The sequence below is a fragment of the Ramlibacter sp. genome, from assembly GCF_036676645.1.
GTDB lineage: Bacteria > Pseudomonadota > Gammaproteobacteria > Burkholderiales > Burkholderiaceae_C > Ramlibacter.
Map to the genome: position 1 here is coordinate 88120 of NZ_JAKFCM010000054.1, position 19015 is coordinate 107134.

Below are 19015 nucleotides of genomic sequence, written 5' to 3' on the forward strand. Positions count from 1 at the left end.
ATGCCCAACGTAGCCAGCCGCGGCCGCGGCCGCCGCACGATCAACGAGATCAACATGGTCCCGTTCATCGACGTCATGCTGGTGCTGCTGATCATCTTCATGGTCACGGCGCCGCTGATCACCCCCAGCCTGATCGACCTCCCCACGGTGGGCAAGGCCAAGCGCTCACCCGACCGGAAGCTGGAAGTGGTGGTGGGCAAGGACGAAAAGCTGGTGCTCAAGTCGGGCGACCAGTCGCGCGCCCTGTCGCTGGCCGAACTGGCGGCCTCGGTGGTGGCGGCGCAGGCCGGGCAACCGCAGGACTCGGTGGCCGTCGTGATCAGCGCCGACCGCAGCGTGAAGTACGAAACCGTGGTCATGGTGATGGACACCCTGCAGCGCGCCGGCGTGCAGCGCGTCGGCCTGTCCGTGCAGATGGTGCCCTGAACGATGCAGACGACCGCCGAACGCCCCGAGTTCACGCCCCCGCCCGAAGGCGGCTGGTCGCGCTCCGTCGGCCTGGCCGTGCTGGCCCACCTGGTGCTGGTGCTCGCGCTCAGCTGGGGCCTGAAATGGAAGCACGACGACGAGTCCGTCGCCGTGGAAGCCGAGTTGTGGGCCAGCACGCCGCAGCAGGCCGCCCCCAAGCCGGTGGAGGCGCCGCCGGCGCCACCGCCGCCCCAGCCGGCACCGCCGCCGCCCGCGCCCGCACCCGCACCGGCGCAGCGCGATGCCGAGATCGCCCTGCAGCAGGAGAAGGAGCGGCAGGAACAGGAGAAGGCGAAGCAGGAAGCCGAAGCCGAGCGCCAGCGCCAGGCCGCGGCCGACAAGCGCAAGCGCGAGGAAGAAGCGCGCCGCAAGGAAGAGGCCCGCAAGCAGGAACAGGAGCGCGAGCAGGAACGCCAACTGGCGGAAAAGCGCAAGCGCGAGGCCGAGGAGAAGCGCAAGGAGGAGCAGCAGGCCAAGGCGCGCGCGAAGCAGGAAGAGCAGCGCCGGGAGAAGATCCGCGAAGAGCAAATGGCCCGCATCCAGGGCCTGGCGGGCGCCACGGGCCCGCGCGAAGCCACGGGCACGGCCATCCGCAGCGCCGGTCCGTCCAGCGGCTATGCCGGCCGCATCCGCGCCCGCGTGAAGCCCAACATCGTCTTCACCGACGACATCCCCGGCAACCCGACGGCGGTCGTCGAAGTCCGGCTGGCCCCGGACGGCACCATCGTGGGCAAGCGCATCGTCAAGTCCAGCGGCGTCAGGACCTGGGACGACGCCGTGCTGCGCGCACTGGATCGCACCGAGGTGCTCCCCCGCGACGTCGACGGGCGCGTGGTCACGCCCATGGAACTGGTGTTCCGGCCGAAGGATTGAGCGGCGCTGCCAGCTGTCATCCTGGCAAGGGTGTCATCCCGGCAAGGGTGCCATCCCGGCGGAAGCCGGGATCCATCTCCCGTCGCCCGAACCCGCGCGGGCGAAGTTCGGAGTTCCGGTGATGGATTGCGGGTCAAGCCTGCAATGACAGGCAGGGAGCCAAGCCCGCAATGACACGAGGCTGCGCACGCGTCAGTCGTACACCACCTGCGCCTGGCCCCCGTCCGCCTGCGCCACCAGGCTGGCCAGCGCGGCATCGCTGGGGAAGAACTTGCGGTCGTCCAGGCGCACCTTGTCCTCGGCGGTAAAGGCCGGGTAGACCAGCGACAGCCGCAGGCCCAGGCCACGGTGCAGCGTGTCGCCCTCCTCGGTCGTCACCTGCAGCGCCGGGAACTGCGACAGCAGGCGGTCCACCTGCGGCGGCGCGGCGCCGTTGCGGCGGTCCACCTGCACGCGCACGAACTTGCCGAAGCGGCAGCGCGCCGTCGGCAGGTCCCAGGCCTGCTGGACCGACAGGCGGAACCCCCCGGAAAAGCGGTCCGGCTGCAGTCGGGCCTGCACGATCACCAGCTCGTCGTCCTTGAGCAGCCCCCGGCTGGCGTTGATCACCGCCTCGTCGGCGGTGGCCTCGAGCGTGCCGGACTTGTCGTCGAGCTTGAACAGCGCCAGCTTGCCGCGCTGGCCGTTGATCACCCGCAGGTCGCTGACGATGCCGGCCAGCAGTTGCGGCTCGCGGCTGTCGATCAGGTCGCCGATGGGCGTGCGCGCGAAGCGCCGCACCTCCAGCGCCACTTCGTCGAACAGGTGGCCGGAGAAGTAGAAGCCGATGGCCGTCTTCTCGAGCGACAGGCGTTCGCGCACGCCCCAGGGCGTGGCCTCGACCAGGTCCGGCTCCTGCGTGCTGGCGCCGTAGGCATCGCCCGTGTCGAACAGCCCGCCCTGGTTGGCGTTGGCTTCGGCAGCGGCGGCGAACTCGAAGGCGCGGTCGATGGACGCGACCAGCGAGGCACGGTTGAGTTGCAATGAATCGAACGCACCGGCCTTGATCAGCGCTTCCACCGTGCGCTTGTTGATGCGGGTGCGGTCCACCCGCACGCAGAAGTCGTACAGGCTGGTGAAGGGCCCGCCCTCCTCGCGCGCCCGCACGATCGCCTCGATCGCGTGCTGGCCGGTGCCCTTGACGGCGCCCAGGCCGTAGCGGATCACCTTGTCCGAGATCGGCTCGAAACGGTAGACGCCGCGGTTCACGTCGGGCGGCTCGAACGCCAGCCCGAAGTTCTTCACCGCGTCCTCGAACAGCACCTTGAGCTTGTCGGTGTTGTCCATTTCCACGGTCATGTTGGCGCAGAAGAACTCCGCCGTGTAGTGCACCTTCAGCCAGCCGGTGTGGTAGGCCAGCAGCGAGTAGGCGGCCGCGTGCGACTTGTTGAAGCCGTAGCCGGCGAACTTCTCCATCAGGTCGAAGATCTCGTCGGCCTTGTCCTGCGCGATGCCGTTCTTCGCCGCGCCGGCACGGAAGATTTCGCGGTGCTGCGCCATCTCCTCGGCCTTCTTCTTGCCCATCGCCCGGCGCAGCAGGTCGGCGCCGCCCAGCGTGTAGCCGCCCAGGATCTGCGCGGTCTGCATCACCTGCTCCTGGTAGACCATGATCCCGTAGGTCTCGGAGAGCATGTCGGCCACCAGCGGGTGCGGGTACTGGACCTCCTCGCGCCCGTGCTTGCGGGCGACGAAGCTGGGGATCAGGTCCATGGGCCCGGGGCGGTACAGCGCGTTCAGCGCGATCAGGTCCTCCAGCCGGGTCGGCCGCGCGTCGCGCAGCATGCCCTGCATGCCGCGCGATTCGAACTGGAACACCGCCTCGGTCCTGCCGTCGGCGAACAGCTTGTACGTCTCGGCGTCCTCCAGCGGGACCTTCTCGAAGGCGAAGTCCTCCTGCCCCTTGTGGCGCGCACGGATGAACTCCTTGGCGATCTCCAGGATGGTGAGCGTGGCCAGCCCCAGGAAGTCGAACTTCACCAGCCCGGCAGCCTCGACGTCGTCCTTGTCGTACTGGCTCACCGCCGATTCACTGCCCGGCTGCTGGTACAGCGGCGTGAAGTCGGTCAGCTTGCCCGGCGCGATCAGCACGCCGCCGGCGTGCATGCCGATGTTGCGGGTCATGCCCTCGAGCTTCTGCGCCAGCTCCACCAGCGTGCGCACGTCCTCCTCCTTGCGGATGCGCTCGGCCAGGACGGGCTCCATCTCGATGGCGTAGTTGTTCTTGTCGCCCTCCCGTTTGGGCTCCGGCGGGTACTGCAGCGTCACCGACATGCCCGGCTTGTTGGGGATGAGCTTGCTGATGCCGTCGCAGAAGGTGTAGCTCATGTCCAGCACCCGGCCGACGTCGCGGATCGCCGCGCGCGCGGCCATGGTGCCGAAGGTGGCGATCTGGCTGACCGCCTCGCGGCCGTACTTGCCCTTCACGTACTCGATCACCCGGTCGCGGTTGCTCTGGCAGAAGTCGATGTCGAAGTCGGGCATCGACACCCGCTCGGGGTTGAGGAAGCGCTCGAACAGCAGGTTGTATTGCAGCGGATCCAGGTCGGTGATCTTCAGCGCATAGGCCACCAGCGAGCCGGCACCGGAGCCGCGGCCCGGCCCCACCGGGCAGCCGTTTTTCTTGGCCCAGTTGATGAAGTCGCCCACGATCAGGAAGTAGCCGGGGAACCCCATCTTGAGGATGGTTCCGATCTCGAACTCCAGCCGCTCGACGTAGCGCGGCGTCTCCTTCTGCCGCTTTGCCGGGTCCGGGTACAACTGCTGCAGCCGCTCCTCCAGTCCCTGGCGCGACGCGATGCGGAAGTACTCCTCGATCGGCATGCCGTCGGGCGTCGGGAAGTCGGGCAGCCGCGGCTTGCCCAGTTCCAGCACCAGGTTGCAGCGCCGCGCGATTTCCAGCGTGTTGGCCAAGGCCGAAGGCACGTCGGCGAACAGCGCCTCCATTTCCGCCGACGGCTTGAAATACTGCTCGCGCGTGAACCTGCGCACCCGGCGCGGATTGCCGAGGATCTCGCCTTCGGCAATGCACACGCGCGCCTCGTGCGCCTCGTAGTCGTCGCGCGTGGTGAACTGCACCGGGTGCGAAGCCACCACCGGCAGGTGCAGGTTGGCGGCCAGTTGCACGGCCGCGGCCACGTGCGCTTCGTCGTCGGCCCGGCCGGCGCGCTGCAGTTCCAGGTAGAAGCGGTGGGGAAAGATCGAGGCCAGTTCCAGCGCCGCCTGGCTGGCGCGGGCGGTGTCGCCCTGCACCAGCGCCTGGCCGACCGGCCCGGCCTGGGCGCCCGACAGCACGATCAGGCCCTCGCCCAGCTCGCGCAGCCACTCGAGCTTGCACACGCCCTGGGCCCGCACCACGTTCTGCGTCCAGGCGCGGGCCAGCAGCTCGCACAGGTTCAGGTAGCCGGCGCGGTTCTGCACCAGCACCAGCAGCCGCGACAATGCCTGGGCATCGCTGCCCAGGCCCTGCAGCAGCAGCTCGGCGCCCACCAGCGGCTTGACGCCGGCACCCCGCGCGGCCTTGTAGAACTTGATCGCCCCGAACAGGTTGTTCAGGTCGGTGATCGCCAGCGCCGGCTGCCCGTCGGCAGCCGCTGCCTTCACGATGTCGTCGACCCGGTTGGTGCCGTCGACGACGGAGAATTCGGTGTGCAGGCGCAGGTGGACGAACATGCGCCCGATTGTAGGAAGCCGCGCTAGGACATCGGCTCCGCCGGCGTGAATTTCGTCGGTGGCAGGGGAATGAAATCGGTCTCGCCCGGCACCGATCCGAACCGCTGGGCGGCCCAGTCCTCGCTGGCCTGCAGGATCCGCTCGCGGCGGCTGGACACGAAGTTCCAGAACATGAAGCGGTGCCCCAGCGGCTCGCCGCCGATCACGACGAAGCGCGCCGGGCCCGGGGCCTCGACGAGCGCGCGACGCCCGGGCGCCAGCACCAGCATGCGGTGCGGGGCCATCGCCTCGCCGGCCAGCCGCAGCTCGCCGCCAATCGGGTACACGGCCAGCTCCGCGGCCAGCGGCGGCAACTCGAAAGCACCCGCGGCTGCGAAAGCCACGTCCAGGTACAGCGTCGGCGACAGGGCCGCCACCGGCGAGCGCTGCCCGAAGGCCTCGCCCACCAGCACGCGAACGCGCGCGTCGCCTGCCGCGGCTTCCGGGATGTCCGCAGCCGGCGTGTGCGCGAACGAGGGCGCCGCCTCCTCCTGCTCCGCCGGCAGGCCCACCCACAGCTGCAGGCCGTGGTTGACATGGGCCTGCTCCCGCAGGTGTCCGGGCTTGCGCTCGGAATGCACGATGCCGCGCCCCGCGGTCATCCAGTTGATGGCGCCCGGCTCGATCAGCTGCACGCTGCCGAGGCTGTCGCGATGCATCATCGCGCCCTCAAACAGGTAGGTGACCGTGGCCAGCCCGATGTGCGGATGCGGCCGGACGTCGTGGTTCTCGCCGGGATGCTCGGTGACCGGGCCGAAGTGGTCGAAGAAGACGAACGGCCCGACGCTGCGCCGGCGGAAGGCCGGCAACACGCGGCGCACGATGAAACCGCCGCCAATGTCCTTCTCGCGCCCCGCGATCGCTTCGGCTTCCATCGCTCACTCCTTGCGGCACCAGCGCGCCGCCGCCTGGGCCACGCGCCGGCCGAACTCGAACGCGAATCCCAGGTCGCCCTGGGCCATCTCGGCCGCCGAGGCGTCGATCGGCGTGGTGGCCGCGGCACCGCTCCACACGCCGGCCCAGTTGAGGTCGTTGCGCGTCGCGGCCTTGGCATTGGCCGGCAGCATCCCCGTGCCGACCCACACACCGCCATGCTGCATGGCCAGCGTGAAGAAGTAGTTCAGCGTCGCGGTCTTGTCGCCGATGACGCTGGCGCTGCTGGTGAAGCCGGCGAACAGCTTGTCGCGCCAGGCCCCGGCGAACCAGGCCTTCGAAGTCGCGTCGGCAAACTTCTTGAACTGCCAGCTCGGCCCGCCCATGTAGGTGGGCGAGCCGAACACGATGGCATCGGCGGCCTGCAGTTCCTCCCACGTGCCTTCGGGCAGGTTGCCGTCGGCATCGATCGCGACCAGCCGCGCCCCGGCGCCGTCGGCCACCGCCTGCGCCTGGCGCTGCGTGTGGCCGTAGCCGGAGTGGTAGATGACCACGATGGGCATGGGAAGGCCGGGCCGACGGCAGCCCGGGGGCCGTCAGTCGCGGCGGCGCCCGTCGAGGCTGAAGCGTCCCGCGCCGAAAGCGAAGAACGCCAGCAGGCCGCCGGTGATCGCCATGTTCTTGCCGAACATGAGCTGCTGCACCATCTGCTGGTCCGCCGGCAACGCCCAGTAATTGTGGAAGAAGAAGGCGGCGACGGCGGTGAAGATCGCCAGCGCGAGCGCGGCCCAGCGGGTGCCGAAGCCCACCAGCAGCATCAGACCGCCGATCAGTTCGATGACCAGGGCGATGGCAACGCCGACTTCCGGCAGGGGCAGGCCCGCCGAGGTGGCGTAGCCCACCGTTCCGCCGAAGCCGCCGATCTTGCCCCAGCCGGCCGGCACGAACATCCAGGCGAGCAGGATGCGCCCGAGCAGCGCGGCGCTGTCGTAGACGGGGTTCTGGACGAGGGCGGCGCTGCGCCCGTCGTGGGTGAGGGTGGCCATGGCTGATTTCCTTTCTTGCAGGTTGAACTTGTGGGCAACCCGCCCACGACAGGCCGGCAGCGGGCCTTGCGACCCGCCGTCCGGTGTTGCTTACGGCGCCAGGTCGAAGACCAGTACCTCGGCCTGGCGGCCCTGGCGAACCTGGACGAGCGGTTCCCGGTCCAGCATCAGCGCGTCGCCCGCATGCAGCAGCTGGCCGTTGGCTTCGACGTCGCCGCGCACCACGTGCACGTAGGCCTTGCGGCCAGTCGCCAGGACGAGCTGGGCAGCTTCATCGCCGTCGAACAGGCCGGCGTAGACGCGGGCGTCGGCATGGATCTTCACGGAGCCCTCGGCCGCATCGGGCGAGGCGACCAGCCGCAGCCGCCCGCGCTTGTCCTCGTCCGGAAAGCTCTTCTGCTCGTAGCCGGGCGCGATGCCGGTCACGTCGGGCTCGATCCAGATCTGCAGGAAATGCGTGACCTGCTGCGGCGCATGGTTGAACTCGCTGTGCATCACGCCGGTGCCGGCGCTCATGCGCTGCACGTCGCCGGGCGGGATGCCCTTGACGTTGCCCATGCTGTCCTTGTGCGCGAGGTTGCCCTGCAGCACGTAGCTGATGATCTCCATGTCGCGGTGCCCGTGCGTGCCGAAGCCGGTGCCGGGGGCGATGCGGTCCTCGTTGATGACGCGCAGGTTGCCCCAGCCCATGTGCTCGGGGTCGTAGTAGTTCGCGAACGAGAAGCTGTGGCGCGAGTCCAGCCAGCCATGGTCGGCATGGCCGCGGTCCTGCGATCGGCGAACGGTCTGCATGGCTTGCTCCTTTAGCTTGCGATTCCTCGGTTCCCGTCAATGTAGGTGCCGGTCGCGCCGCCATGCAGGAGGCGGCTTTGATGGCATCATTCAAAAAAACTGAACGCAAGCCATGGCCACCCCCCGCGAAGTCCTCACGCCCGATGCGCTGGCGCTGGTGCAGGCGGTGGCACGGGCCGGCAGCTTCGCCGGCGCCGCGCGTGAACTCGGCCTGGTGCCCAGCGCCGTGACCTACCGGATCCGGCAGGTCGAGGACGCACTCGACGCGTTGCTGTTCGACCGTGCCTCCCGGCAGGCGCGGCTGACCGACGCAGGGGCCGAACTGCTGCGCGAGGGCGAGCGGCTGCTGGGCGAAGTCGATGCCGTGGCCAACCGGGTGCGGCGCGTCGCGACCGGCTGGGAGTCGCAGCTCACCGTGGCCGTCGATGCGGTGATCGCCTGCGGAACCGTCATGGAACTGGCACAGGCCTTCTTCGAAGTCGCGCCGCACACCCGCTTGCGGCTGCTGGACGAGGCGCTGTCGGGCACGCTGGACGCGCTGGTCACGGGCGGCGCCGACCTGGCCCTGGGCGTGCCGCTGGATCCCGGCACCATGACCGGTCTCATGAGCCGCAGCCTGGGCGAGCTGCCCTTTGTATTTGCCGTGGCCCCGCACCATCCGGTCGCGTCGTTGCCGGAGCCGGTCACCGACGACGTGCTGGTCCGGCATCGCGCCGTGGCCGTCGCGGATTCGGTGCGCCGCGGCGACGGGCTGACGCTCGGCCTGCTGGCCGGACAGGACGTCCTGACGGTCCCCACCATGTCCAGCAAGCTCGAAGCCCAGGTGCGCGGCCTGGGCGTGGGTTTCCTGCCCGAGCCGATGGCGCGGCCCCTGATCGAGACCGGCCGGCTGGTGATCAAGCAGGTGCGCCGGCCGGCCCGGCTGGTGCGCCTCAGCTACGCTTGGCGCGAAAGTGGCCCGCTCGGCGCCGGCCGCGGCTTGCAGTGGTGGCTGAAGCAACTCGAAAGCGCCGCCACCCGCATGGCCCTGCTGGAGCGGCACAGCGGGCTGCGGGTGGGGTGATCGTGTCATGGCGGCGTTCGAGCCGCGAGCCATCGCCCGCGTGCCGAACACGCGCCGCGGCATTCAGGCGCCAGGAGATGGATCCCCGGCTTGCGCCGGAATGGCAAGACCGGTGTCATTGCGGCCTCGAGCCGCAATCCATCTCCCGCGCGCCGAACACGCGCCGCGGCGTTCAGGCGCCAGGAGATGGTTCCCGGCTTCCGCCCAGCAGGCAGGATCCGCCGGCTCTGCCGCCGAGCGACAATCGGGGCAATGCCCGCCGCCCGCCCGCCGACATCACGCAAGTCTGCCCCCTCCCACTTCGCCGTGATCGGCGCCGGCCTGGCCGGCATCGCGTGCGCTCGCACGCTGCTGCAGGCCGGCCACCGGGTCACCGTCATCGAGCAGTCCGGCAGCGTCGGTGGGCGGATCGGAACGCGCCACACGCCCTTCGGCAGCTTCGACTGCGGCGCACAGTTCTTCACCGTCCGCGACCCGCGCTTCCAGCAGGCGCTGGACACCACCCCGCAGGCGCGCCGGCGCTGGAGCGCGACGGCGGTGCGCGTGCTCGATCCGCTCGGGCGGGTGATCGAAGCGCCCCGGCCCGAGCTGGAGCCGCACTGGGTGGGCGCGCCCGACATGGAAGCGCTGCCGCGCGCCTGGGCGCAACCGCTGGTGGACGCGCAAGCCCTGCTGCTGCTCACGCGCGTGGACCGCATCGAGCCCGATGCGCTGGACGCGAACCGCTGGCAGTTGCGCACCAGCGGGCCGCACGAGACGGCCCACGTCTACCCCGGTTTCGACGCCGTGCTGCTGGCCATGCCCGCGCCGCATGCGGCCACGCTGCTGGAGCGCTCGCGCCTGGCGCCGGTGTTCGTCGAGCGGCTGGCGTCGGTCGAGATGGCGCCCTGCTGGACCCTGATGCTGGCCTTCCCGCAGGCGCTGCAGCCCGGGCTGGCCCACCTGGGCCCGCAGTGGAACGCTGCGCGCAGCACGCACCACCGCGTGGCCTGGCTGGCGCGCGAGTCGTCCAAGCCGGGCCGGGGGCCGGTCGAGCGCTGGACCGTGCAGGCCAGCGCGAACTGGTCCACCGAGCACCTGGCCGACGACGAGCCGCGCGTCCAGGCCAAGCTGCTCAAGGCCTTTGCCGAGGTGACCGGCATCCGGGCGCAGCCGGCCCACGCCGAGGTGCGGCGCTGGCGCTACTCCCGCACGCTGCGGCCGCTCGGCCGCCCGCACCTGTGGGACCCGCAGGTGCGGCTGGGGCTGTGCGGCGACTGGTGCCTGGGCCAGCGCGTCGAGCACGCGTTCGTGTCGGGACTGGAACTCGCGCTGGCCGCCACCCTGGCCTGATCCCGCCATGGACGCGCCGTACCGCGGCCGTTTCGCGCCCTCGCCCACCGGCCCGCTGCATGCCGGCTCGCTGGTGGCCGCGCTGGCCAGCTGGCTGGACGCGCGCCGGCACCGGGGGCGCTGGCTGGTGCGCATCGAGGACGTGGACACGCCACGCTGCGTGCCGGGCGCCGACCACGAAATCCTGCGCCAGCTCGCCGCCTGCGGGCTGTTGCCCGATGAAGCGCCGGTGTGGCAGTCCGCGCGCGGCGGCCACTACCAGGCGGCGCTCGACCGGCTGGTGGCCGGCGGCCAGGCCTACCCGTGCGGCTGCTCGCGCAAGGACATCGAGCAAGCCCTGGCTGCGCAGGGGCGCCCGCGCCGGCGCGGACGGGAAGCGCCGTACCCCGGCACCTGCCGCGACGGCCTGCATGGGCGCAGCGCGCGCGCGTGGCGCCTGCGCGTACCGGACGGCATCGTCGACTGGACCGATCGCCGGCTCGGCCAGCAACAGCAGGACGTCGCTCACGAGGTGGGTGACTTCATCCTGAAGCGCGCCGACGGCCCGTGGGCCTACCAGCTCGCGGTGGTGGTGGACGACGCCGCACAGGGCATCACGCAGGTCGTGCGCGGCGAAGACCTGGCGGACAACACCGCGCGCCAGATCGTGCTGCAGCGCGCGCTCGGCCTGCCCACCCCGGGCTACCTGCACACCCCGCTGGTGCTGGGCGCCAACGGCGAGAAGCTGTCCAAGCAGAACGGGGCGCAGGCGCTGGACCTGCGCGATCCGATGCGGGCACTCAACGAGGCCGCACAGCGGCTGGGCCTGGGCGCGCGTGACGGCCGGCCGGCCGATGCGCTGCAGGCCTGGGCGGCCGAGTGGCCGTTCCTACAATCCGCGGGTGACTGAACCCGGCAACCCCGAACGCCCCGCCAGCCGACCGCCCGAAGGCGTGGCCCATCCCCGCGCCATCCGCAGTTTCGTGCGCCGCACCGGCCGCCTCACGACGGGGCAGGCGCGCGCCCTGGAAGCCCTGGGGCCGCGCTTCCTGGTGCCATACCGGCCCGGGCGGCTGGACCTGCGCATGGCTTTCGGGCGCGAGGGCCCGACGGTGCTCGAGATCGGCTTCGGCATGGGCGAGGCCACGGCCCACATCGCCGCACTGATGCCGGACACCGATTTCCTGTGCTGCGAGGTGCACGACCCCGGCGTGGGAGCGCTGCTCAAGCGGATCGCCGAGCAGGGCCTGCAGAACATCCGCATCGTGCAGCACGACGCAGTGGAAGTGCTGGAGCACATGCTGGCACCGCAGTCGCTGGCGGGCGTGCACGTGTTCTTCCCCGATCCCTGGCACAAGGCCCGGCACAACAAGCGCCGCCTGATCCAGCCGGCGCTGGTGGCCCGGCTCGCCTCGCGCCTGCAGCCGGGCGGCTACATCCACTGCGCGACGGACTGGGAGCCGTATGCCCAGCAGATGCTGGAGGTGCTGTCCGCCGAGCCGCTGCTGCGCAACACCGCCGAAGGATTCGCACCCCGGCCCGACTACCGGCCACTGACCAAGTTCGAGCAGCGCGGGATGCGGCTGGGGCACGGGGTGTGGGACGTGGTGTTCCGTCGGGTGTGAGGCTGGGGCCGGCTTGCCGACGCATGTCATTGCGGGGATCTATCCCAGCTTGCGGTCCTCCCGCTTCGCCTCCTCCATGGCTTCGGGCTCCAGTTCCTCGGCGGCCCGGTTCAGACGGATGAACACGCCCCAGGCCGCCAGCACGGCGGCGGTGGACAGCAGCAGCGCCGCCGCATAGCGCAGCTCGGCCATTTCCTCGTGGATGGCCTTGAAGGCCGCCACCAGGCCTTCGATGGCCAGGGCGACCACCACGACCACCAGGAAGCGCGACAGGAAGCGCCGCACCCGGGTGGGGGCGCTGATCTGCGCGTCGCGGATGATCTCCTCTTCGAACACGGTCTGGGAGATCTGCAGCGCCACCACCGCGGCCGCCAGCAGGCCCAGGGCTTCGATGACGATCAGGGCCGATCCCGGATTCAGCCCGTCGCCCAGCGCCGCCCAGGCAATGCGCACGGCGATCAGGACCAGCACGATGGCCGCGACCGCGAACAGCACCGCAATCACGCCGTGAACCGCCGAGAAGATGTGGGACAGTATCTTCACGGCGCCATCATCGGGCTTTCGGCTCAGGCTCGCTCGGCCACCCAGCCCTGGACCGACTGCAGCGCGGCCGGCAGCTTGTCGGCATCGGTGCCGCCCGCCATCGCCATGTCGGGCTTGCCCCCGCCCTTGCCGCCCACCTGCCGGGCGACGAAATTGACCAGCTCGCCGGCCTTGACCCGGGCGGTGCGGTCCGCCGTGACCCCCGCGGCCAGCTGGACCTTGCCGCCGTCCACCGCCGCCAGCACGATGGCCGCGCTCTTGAGCTTGTCCTTGAGCTTGTCCAGGGTCTCGCGCAGCGTCCGGGCATCGGCCCCGTCGAGCGTGGCGGCCAGCACCTTGATGCCCTTGACGTCGACCGCCTGGCTGGCGAGTTCGTCGCCCTGCGAGGAAGCCAGCCTGCCCTTGAGCTGGGCGACTTCCTTCTCCAGCGCCCTGACCTGCTCGAGCACCTGGCCGATGCGCGAGGGCAGCTCCGGAACCGGCGACTTCAGCGCCGCCGCCGCGCCCTGCACCGTGGCCTCGACTTCCTGCACGTAGCCCAGCGCGTTGGCCCCGGTCACCGCCTCCACCCGGCGGATGCCGGCGGCCACGCCGCCTTCGCCGACGATCTTGAACAGGCCGATGTCGCCGGTGCGCTGCACGTGGGTGCCGCCGCACAGCTCGCGGCTGGAGCCGATGTCCAGCACGCGCACCGTGTCGCCGTACTTTTCGCCGAACAGCATCACGGCGCCGGTGGCCTTGGCGGCCTCGATCTCCATGACCCGCGCCAGGGTCGGCCGGTTCTCCAGGATCTCGGCGTTGACGCGGCGCTCGATCTCGCTCACCTGGTCTTGCGTGACCGGCTGGTTGTGGGTGAAGTCGAAGCGGGTCTTGTCGGCATCGACCAGCGAACCCTTCTGCTGCACGTGCGCGCCCAGCACTTCGCGCAGGGCCTTGTGCATCAGGTGGGTCACGCTGTGGTTGCGCATGGTGGCGCGGCGGCGCGCCACGTCGACCCGCGCGGTGACGGCGTCGCCGACCTTCAGCGTGCCCTGGGTCTGGGTGCCGTGGTGGCCGTAGACATCGGCCTTGATCTTCTGGGTGTCCTCCACCCCGAACTGCAGGCCCTCGGCGGTGAGCACGCCACAGTCGCCCACCTGGCCGCCGGACTCGGCATAGAAGGGCGTGGTGTCGAGCACGACCACGCCCGCCTGGCCCTCGGCCAACTGCTGCACCGGCGTGCCGTCCTGGTACAGCGCGACCACCCGGGCCGGCTCCTCCAGCTTCTCGTAGCCGGTGAAGGGATGGCCGGCGCCGGTGTACTCCAGCGCCCGGTCCATCCGGAACTTGCCGGCGGCGCGGCCGGCTGCCTTCTGCTTGTCCATGGCGGCATCGAAGCCGGCCACGTCGACGCTCACGCCGCGTTCGCGGCACACGTCCTGCGTCAGGTCGAGCGGGAAGCCGTAGGTGTCGTGCAGCTTGAAGGCGACCTCGCCCGGCAGCACCTGCTGGCCGCCGGCCAGTGCGGCGTCCAGGATCTCCATGCCGTTTTCCAGCGTCTCGAAGAAGCGCTCCTCCTCGGCCTGGAGCACCTCGCCGATGCGCCCGGCCTCCGCCTTCAGGCGCGGGTAGGCCGCGCCCATCAGCGCCACCAGGTCGGGCACCAGCTTGTGGAAGAAGGGCTGCTTGCAGCCGAGCTTGTAGCCATGGCGGATGCCGCGGCGCACGATGCGGCGCTGCACGTAGCCGCGGCCCTCGTTGCCCGGGATCACGCCGTCGCTGACCAGGAACGCGGTGGCGCGGATGTGGTCGGCGATCACGCGCAGCGACGGGTTCTCCAGGTCGGGGCAGCCGGTCTCGCGCGCCGCTGCCTTGATCAGCGTGTCGAACAGGTCGATCTCGTAGTTGCTGTGCACGTGCTGCAGCACGGCGGCCAGCCGCTCCAGGCCCATGCCGGTGTCCACGCACGGGGCCGGCAGGGGTTTGACGCTGCCGTCGGGCTGCATGTCGAACTGCATGAACACGTGGTTCCAGATCTCGATGTAGCGGTCGCCGTCCTCGTCCGGGCTGCCGGGCGGGCCGCCCGCGATCCCCGGGCCGTGGTCGTAGAAGATCTCCGAACAGGGGCCGCAGGGGCCGGTGTCGGCCATCATCCAGAAGTTGTCGCTGGCGTAGCGCGCGCCCTTGTTGTCGCCGATGCGCACCACCCGCTCGGGCGGCAGGCCGATCACCCTCGTCCAGATGTCGTAGGCCTCGTCGTCCTCCTGGTAGACCGTGGCCCACAGCCGCTCCCGGGGCAGCTTGTAGACCTCGGTCAGCAGTTCCCAGCCCCACACCAGCGACTCGCGCTTGAAATAGTCGCCGAAGCTCCAGTTGCCCAGCATCTCGAAGAAGGTGTGGTGCCGCGCCGTGTAGCCCACGTTCTCCAGGTCGTTGTGCTTGCCGCCGGCGCGCAGGCAGGCCTGCACCGACGCGGCGCGCACGTAGGGGCGCTTGTCCGTGCCCAGGAACACGTCCTTGAACTGCACCATGCCCGAGTTGGTGAACATGAGCGTCGGGTCGTTGCCCGGCACCAGCGGGCTGGACTCGACCACCGTGTGGCCCTTGCTGGCGAAGAAGTCCAGGAAGGTCTTGCGGATGTCGGCAACGGTGAATCGGGGGGTCATACGGGCGGGCGGAGGGGCAAACCGGTGATTTTATGAGTTGGGGGCGCCCGGCCCGGGCCTGTCGCGGCGGCCACCGGGCCTGCCCCACCCGGCCGTGCGCCTTTGCCCGGCGGCGCACAATGCCGCCAGCAAGTACGGAGACCCCCATGGACATGAAGACCTCGCCGCTGGCGCAACTGAAAGACCCCTCCCTGCTCAAGACCGACGGGCTGATCGGCGGCCAGTGGATCAAGGGAGCCGCCCGCTTCGATGTGAACGACCCCGCCACCGGCGCCCGCCTCGCCGACGTGGCCAACCTGGGTGCGGCCGAAGCCGAACAGGCGATCGCCGCGGCCAACACCGCCTGGCCGGCCTGGCGCGGCAAGACCGCCAAGGAGCGCAGCGCGCTGATGCGCAAGTGGTTCGACCTGCTGATGGCGAACCAGGAGGACCTGGCGCGTCTGATGACGGCCGAGAACGGCAAGCCCCTGGCCGAGTCGCGCGGCGAAGTGGCCTACGGCGCCAGCTTCGTCGAGTGGTTTGCGGAGGAAGCCAAGCGCGTCAACGGCGAAACCCTGCCCTCCTACGACAACAGCAAGCGGCTGACGGTGCTGCGCCAGCCCATCGGCGTGTGCGCCGCCATCACGCCCTGGAACTTCCCGCTCGCCATGATCACGCGCAAGGTGGCGCCGGCGATGGCGGCCGGCTGCACGGTGGTGATCAAGCCGGCCGAGCTCACCCCGCTGACGGCGCTGGCGGCGGCGGAGCTGGCCATCCGCGCCGGCATCCCGGCCGGCGTGCTCAACCTGGTGACGGCCGACAGCGCCAACAGCATCGCGGTCGGCCAGGCGCTGTGCGCCAGCGACGTGGTGCGGCACCTGAGCTTCACCGGCTCGACCGAGGTCGGCCGCATCCTGATGGCGCAGAGCGCGCCCACCATCAAGAAGCTGAGCCTGGAACTGGGCGGCAACGCGCCCTTCATCGTGTTCGACGATGCCGACCTCGACTCGGCCGTGGAAGGCGCCGTCGCCAGCAAGTACCGCAATGCCGGCCAGACCTGCGTGTGCGCCAACCGGCTGTACGTGCAGGAGGGCGTCTACGACGCCTTCGTCGAGAAGCTGGCAGCCCGGGTCAAGGGCTTCAAGGTCGGCAACGGCTTCGAGGACGGCGTGGTGCAGGGGCCGCTGATCGAACCGGCCGCGCTGGACAAGGTGCAGCAGCACGTGGACGACGCCCGGGCCAAGGGCGGCAAGGTGGTGGTGGGCGGGCAGCGCCTGCAGGGCCAGTTCTTCCAGCCGACCGTCATTGCCGAGGCCAGCGGCGACATGCTGTGCGCCCGGGAAGAGACCTTCGGCCCGGTGGCGCCGGTGTTCCGCTTCAAGACCGAGCAGGAAGCGATAGCCGCCGCCAACAACACCGAGTTCGGCCTGGCCAGCTACTTCTACAGCCGCGACATGGGCCGCATCGTGCGCGTCAGCGAAGGCCTGGAGTACGGCATGGTGGGCATCAACACCGGGATCATCTCGACCGAACACGTGCCCTTCGGCGGCGTCAAGCAGTCCGGCCTGGGACGGGAAGGCTCGAGCCACGGCATCGAGGAGTACGTGGAGATGAAGTACCTCTGCCTGGGGGACGTGCTGAGATAGGGGCTACGGGCTAGGGGCCAGGGGCTGGGCGCCTCCACCGCCGAGTCGGGGAAGACCCGCTCAGCCACCGGGGGGAGTGCTTCCTACAGCAGGCACTGACCTGCGCTGACCCGGGCGCGCATGGGGCCGCCGGAGAGTCTGGAGCATTCCGTTCCAACAACTCACCGGAGGCCTCCATGCCCACTGCCATCACTGACTGGGGCGACGCGATGATGACGTCGCTGGCCGCTGCCATGGCCATGTTCCTCTCGGCCATCCCCAAGATCATCGGCTTCGCGGTCATCCTCATCGTCGGCTGGTTCCTCGCTTCGCTGGCGGAGAAGGGCGTCGCCGCCCTCCTGCGTGCGGTGAAGTTCAACGACCTGTCGCAGCGGTCCGGGCTGGCGGACTTCGTCCGCAAGATGGGCACCGGCACCGATTCGTCCGGATTGATCGGCCTGGTGGTCAAGTGGTTCATCCGCTTGATCGCACTGGTGGTGGCCTTCGACGCACTCGGCCTGCCGGCGGTCTCCGAGGTCCTGCAGGACCTGCTGTTGTGGCTGCCGAACGTGGTGGTGGCGCTGGTGGTGCTGGTGATCGGCGGGCTGGCGGCGCGGGCGCTGAGCAACCTGGTCCGCGGCGCCGCCGGTGAAGCCGGGCTGACCAACGCCCACCTGCTGTCCAAGGTCGCGTCGGCGCTGGTGTGGGCCTTCGCCATCGTGGTGGCCGTCAACCAGATCGGCATCGCGACCGCACTGGTGAACACGCTGTTCATGGCCTTCGTCGGCGCGATCGCGCTGGGCCTCGGCCTGGCGTTCGGCCTGGGCGGGCGCGAGACCGCCGGACAGATCCTTAGCAAGTGGTACGCCAAGGGCCAGGAGAAGGGGCCGCAACTGGCCCATGCGGCCGAGGCCGGCGGACAGATGGCGCGCGAGCGGATGCAGGGCGGTGGCGGCACGCCTGGGGGCGGCTACGGCGGCGGATCGCCGGGCGGCGGCTATGGCGGCGGTTCGCCGGGTGGCAGCTACGGGGGTGGATCGCCGGGCGACTACGGAGGCGGCTCGCAAGGCGGCGGCAGCTATGGCTCGGGCGGGGGCGGCGCCGAAGGCAGCCGCACCGGCCAGGGCGGCCCGCAATACCCGACCGACGGCGGCCCGCGCAGCGGCGCAGGCGCTCCACAGCCGGAGGGACGCGACCAGATGTACCCGACGCCGTCGTCGCCGCGGCACCCGTCGGAGGGCTGACGCCCTTCTTCGCCAGGACAGGGGGCACCGGCGGTGCCCCCTGCTATTTCCAGGGCCAGTGACGCCGCCGGCCCCTGGCCCTCTTCAGGCCGCTTGCTGCACCGGCGCTTCGATCGGCGGCGTGCCGGCCTTGATCGCTCCCGCGATCATCTGCCGCAACTCCGGCGTATCGGTGTGTCCGTGCACGGCGACGGCATGCTGCACGGCCGCCTCGAGCAATTCCTTTTCCGAATCGGCTGCGATCGCCACCGTGCAGTTGGAATCGCTCGGGACCTCGCGGCAATCGACGTACTGTCTGGCCATGGCGCTCTCCTTTCGCCCGCTCCGGGGCGTGCCTAGAAAATCGGGTTGAACGGCGTCTGCGACGTGCGGCCGAAGGAACCGAAGCCCCTCTGCATCGCCACTTCGCGCCCCTGCAGCTGGTCGCCCGCCACCGTCGTGGCATGCATCACGGCGCCCGCATCGCGGACGACGTCCCCCATGCACACATTCGGTTTCGACTCGTCGACGGCCATGTCCTGCTCCTGGGTGCGGCTGCCTATACTGGTTTCTCGGCCGCGCATCGTGGCGCGGCCCGGCGCGCGGCTCCATACGACGGAATGCGTACAAGCCGTCCGGAGGCCCACCTTGAGCCATCTCAGCCGCAACGACTACGCATCGGCGCTCGCGCTGCTCGTCGAGCTGGAGCAGGCCGCCGTCGATGTGCCGCGCCTGCTGCAGGCCACGGTCGAGCGCCTGGCTGCATTCATTCCCTGCGACGCAGCCGCGCTGGTCACCGGCGACGAGGACCCCGGCGCACCCTCGGCCGCTTCCATGCTGCTTCCGGCCGGCGGGCCGAAGCGCCTCTGGCTCGTCCTGCGGCGCCGCTGCCCGGCCTTCAGCGAGCGCGACCACGAGCGGCTCGCCTTGCTGCGTCCCCACCTGGGCTACCTCTACGGGCAGGCCCGGCGCAACGGGGGTATGGCGCTGACCGCCTCGGCCTGCCCGCAAGCGCCGTCGCCGATCCGCACCCGGCAACTCACGCGGCGCGAGGACGACGTGATGCGCTGGCTGTCGTGCGGCAAGACCGACGCCGACATCGCAGCCCTGCTGGCGATCAGCCCGCGCACGGTGCACAAGCACCTGGAGCACATCTACGAGAAGCTGGGGGTGGAGACGAGGACGGCGGCCGTGATGGCGGT

17 protein-coding genes and 1 pseudogene are annotated in these 19015 nt (G+C 70.5%); 9 read left to right on the forward strand and 9 right to left on the reverse strand.

What is annotated here, in order from left to right; translation table 11 throughout:
* Both V6M57_RS09120 and tolA read left to right on the forward strand, forming a co-directional pair.
* On the forward strand, nt 1-426 hold the full coding sequence (locus tag V6M57_RS09120) for a biopolymer transporter ExbD (RefSeq protein ID WP_332814668.1): 426 nt from the start codon (nt 1-3) through the stop codon (nt 424-426).
* A gap of 3 nt (nt 427-429) precedes the next feature.
* Entirely contained in the window at nt 430-1341 is a 912-nt protein-coding gene (gene tolA / locus V6M57_RS09125) for a cell envelope integrity protein TolA (RefSeq protein ID WP_332814669.1), read from the forward strand.
* A 192-nt stretch (nt 1342-1533) separates the two neighbouring features.
* Here the strand turns inward: tolA and dnaE are convergent, their stop codons facing one another.
* From dnaE to V6M57_RS09150, 5 genes are all read right to left on the reverse strand, one after another.
* On the reverse strand, nt 1534-5049 hold the full coding sequence (gene dnaE / locus V6M57_RS09130) for a DNA polymerase III subunit alpha (RefSeq protein ID WP_332814670.1): 3516 nt from the start codon (nt 5047-5049) through the stop codon (nt 1534-1536).
* A 23-nt stretch (nt 5050-5072) separates the two neighbouring features.
* Nucleotides 5073-5963 (reverse strand): pirin family protein, encoded by an 891-nt coding sequence (locus V6M57_RS09135; RefSeq protein WP_332814671.1) that lies wholly within the window; start codon nt 5961-5963, stop codon nt 5073-5075.
* 3 nt (nt 5964-5966) lie between these two features.
* The gene (locus V6M57_RS09140; RefSeq protein WP_332814672.1) at nt 5967-6524 is read right to left on the reverse strand and encodes a flavodoxin family protein; all 558 of its coding nucleotides are present in this window, start codon (nt 6522-6524) and stop codon (nt 5967-5969) included.
* A 33-nt stretch (nt 6525-6557) separates the two neighbouring features.
* The gene (locus V6M57_RS09145) at nt 6558-7007 is read right to left on the reverse strand and encodes a DoxX family protein (RefSeq protein WP_332814673.1); all 450 of its coding nucleotides are present in this window, start codon (nt 7005-7007) and stop codon (nt 6558-6560) included.
* Between the two features lie 90 nt (nt 7008-7097).
* A complete protein-coding gene (locus tag V6M57_RS09150; protein WP_332814674.1) occupies nt 7098-7799 on the reverse strand; it encodes a pirin family protein in 702 nt (233 codons plus the stop codon).
* 112 nt (nt 7800-7911) lie between these two features.
* Here V6M57_RS09150 and V6M57_RS09155 point away from each other — a divergent pair, with 112 nt between their 5' ends.
* From V6M57_RS09155 to trmB, 4 genes are all read left to right on the forward strand, one after another.
* Complete coding sequence (locus tag V6M57_RS09155) at nt 7912-8862, forward strand: LysR family transcriptional regulator (RefSeq protein WP_332814675.1); 951 nt, start codon at nt 7912-7914, stop codon at nt 8860-8862.
* A 252-nt stretch (nt 8863-9114) separates the two neighbouring features.
* Entirely contained in the window at nt 9115-10194 is a 1080-nt protein-coding gene (locus V6M57_RS09160) for an NAD(P)/FAD-dependent oxidoreductase (protein WP_332814676.1), read from the forward strand.
* Between the two features lie 7 nt (nt 10195-10201).
* Nucleotides 10202-11083 carry a tRNA glutamyl-Q(34) synthetase GluQRS gene (gluQRS, locus tag V6M57_RS09165; RefSeq protein ID WP_332814677.1) on the forward strand — a complete coding sequence of 294 codons (882 nt, stop codon included), beginning with the start codon at nt 10202-10204 and terminating at the stop codon, nt 11081-11083.
* Nucleotides 11028-11798 (forward strand): tRNA (guanosine(46)-N7)-methyltransferase TrmB, encoded by a 771-nt coding sequence (trmB, locus tag V6M57_RS09170; protein WP_442968800.1) that lies wholly within the window; start codon nt 11028-11030, stop codon nt 11796-11798. Before gluQRS ends, trmB begins: the two co-directional genes overlap by 56 nt.
* Nucleotides 11799-11837: 39 nt before the next feature.
* On the opposite strand, the gene V6M57_RS09175 is transcribed toward trmB, so the two are convergent.
* Complete coding sequence (locus tag V6M57_RS09175) at nt 11838-12341, reverse strand: hypothetical protein (RefSeq protein WP_332814679.1); 504 nt, start codon at nt 12339-12341, stop codon at nt 11838-11840.
* Nucleotides 12342-12364: 23 nt separating this feature from the next.
* The gene (gene alaS, locus V6M57_RS09180) at nt 12365-14986 is read right to left on the reverse strand and encodes an alanine--tRNA ligase (protein WP_332814680.1); all 2622 of its coding nucleotides are present in this window, start codon (nt 14984-14986) and stop codon (nt 12365-12367) included.
* A 146-nt stretch (nt 14987-15132) separates the two neighbouring features.
* Here alaS and V6M57_RS09185 point away from each other — a divergent pair, with 146 nt between their 5' ends.
* Together V6M57_RS09185 and V6M57_RS09190 are read left to right on the forward strand one after the other, a co-directional pair.
* On the forward strand, nt 15133-16611 hold the full coding sequence (locus V6M57_RS09185) for an NAD-dependent succinate-semialdehyde dehydrogenase (protein ID WP_332814681.1): 1479 nt from the start codon (nt 15133-15135) through the stop codon (nt 16609-16611).
* 176 nt (nt 16612-16787) lie between these two features.
* On the forward strand, nt 16788-17834 hold the full coding sequence (locus V6M57_RS09190) for a mechanosensitive ion channel family protein (protein WP_332814682.1): 1047 nt from the start codon (nt 16788-16790) through the stop codon (nt 17832-17834).
* 84 nt (nt 17835-17918) lie between these two features.
* Here V6M57_RS09190 and V6M57_RS09195 read toward each other — a convergent pair whose 3' ends face one another.
* Together V6M57_RS09195 and V6M57_RS09200 are read right to left on the reverse strand one after the other, a co-directional pair.
* Nucleotides 17919-18137, reverse strand: a complete 219-nt coding sequence (locus V6M57_RS09195) for a DUF1059 domain-containing protein (RefSeq protein WP_332814683.1) — start codon at nt 18135-18137, stop codon at nt 17919-17921.
* Between the two features lie 32 nt (nt 18138-18169).
* Entirely contained in the window at nt 18170-18349 is a 180-nt protein-coding gene (locus V6M57_RS09200) for a hypothetical protein (protein ID WP_332814684.1), read from the reverse strand.
* 499 nt (nt 18350-18848) lie between these two features.
* Between V6M57_RS09200 and V6M57_RS09205 the strand changes: the two are divergent.
* Nucleotides 18849-19015: pseudogene (locus tag V6M57_RS09205) on the forward strand (helix-turn-helix domain-containing protein); the annotation flags it as partial.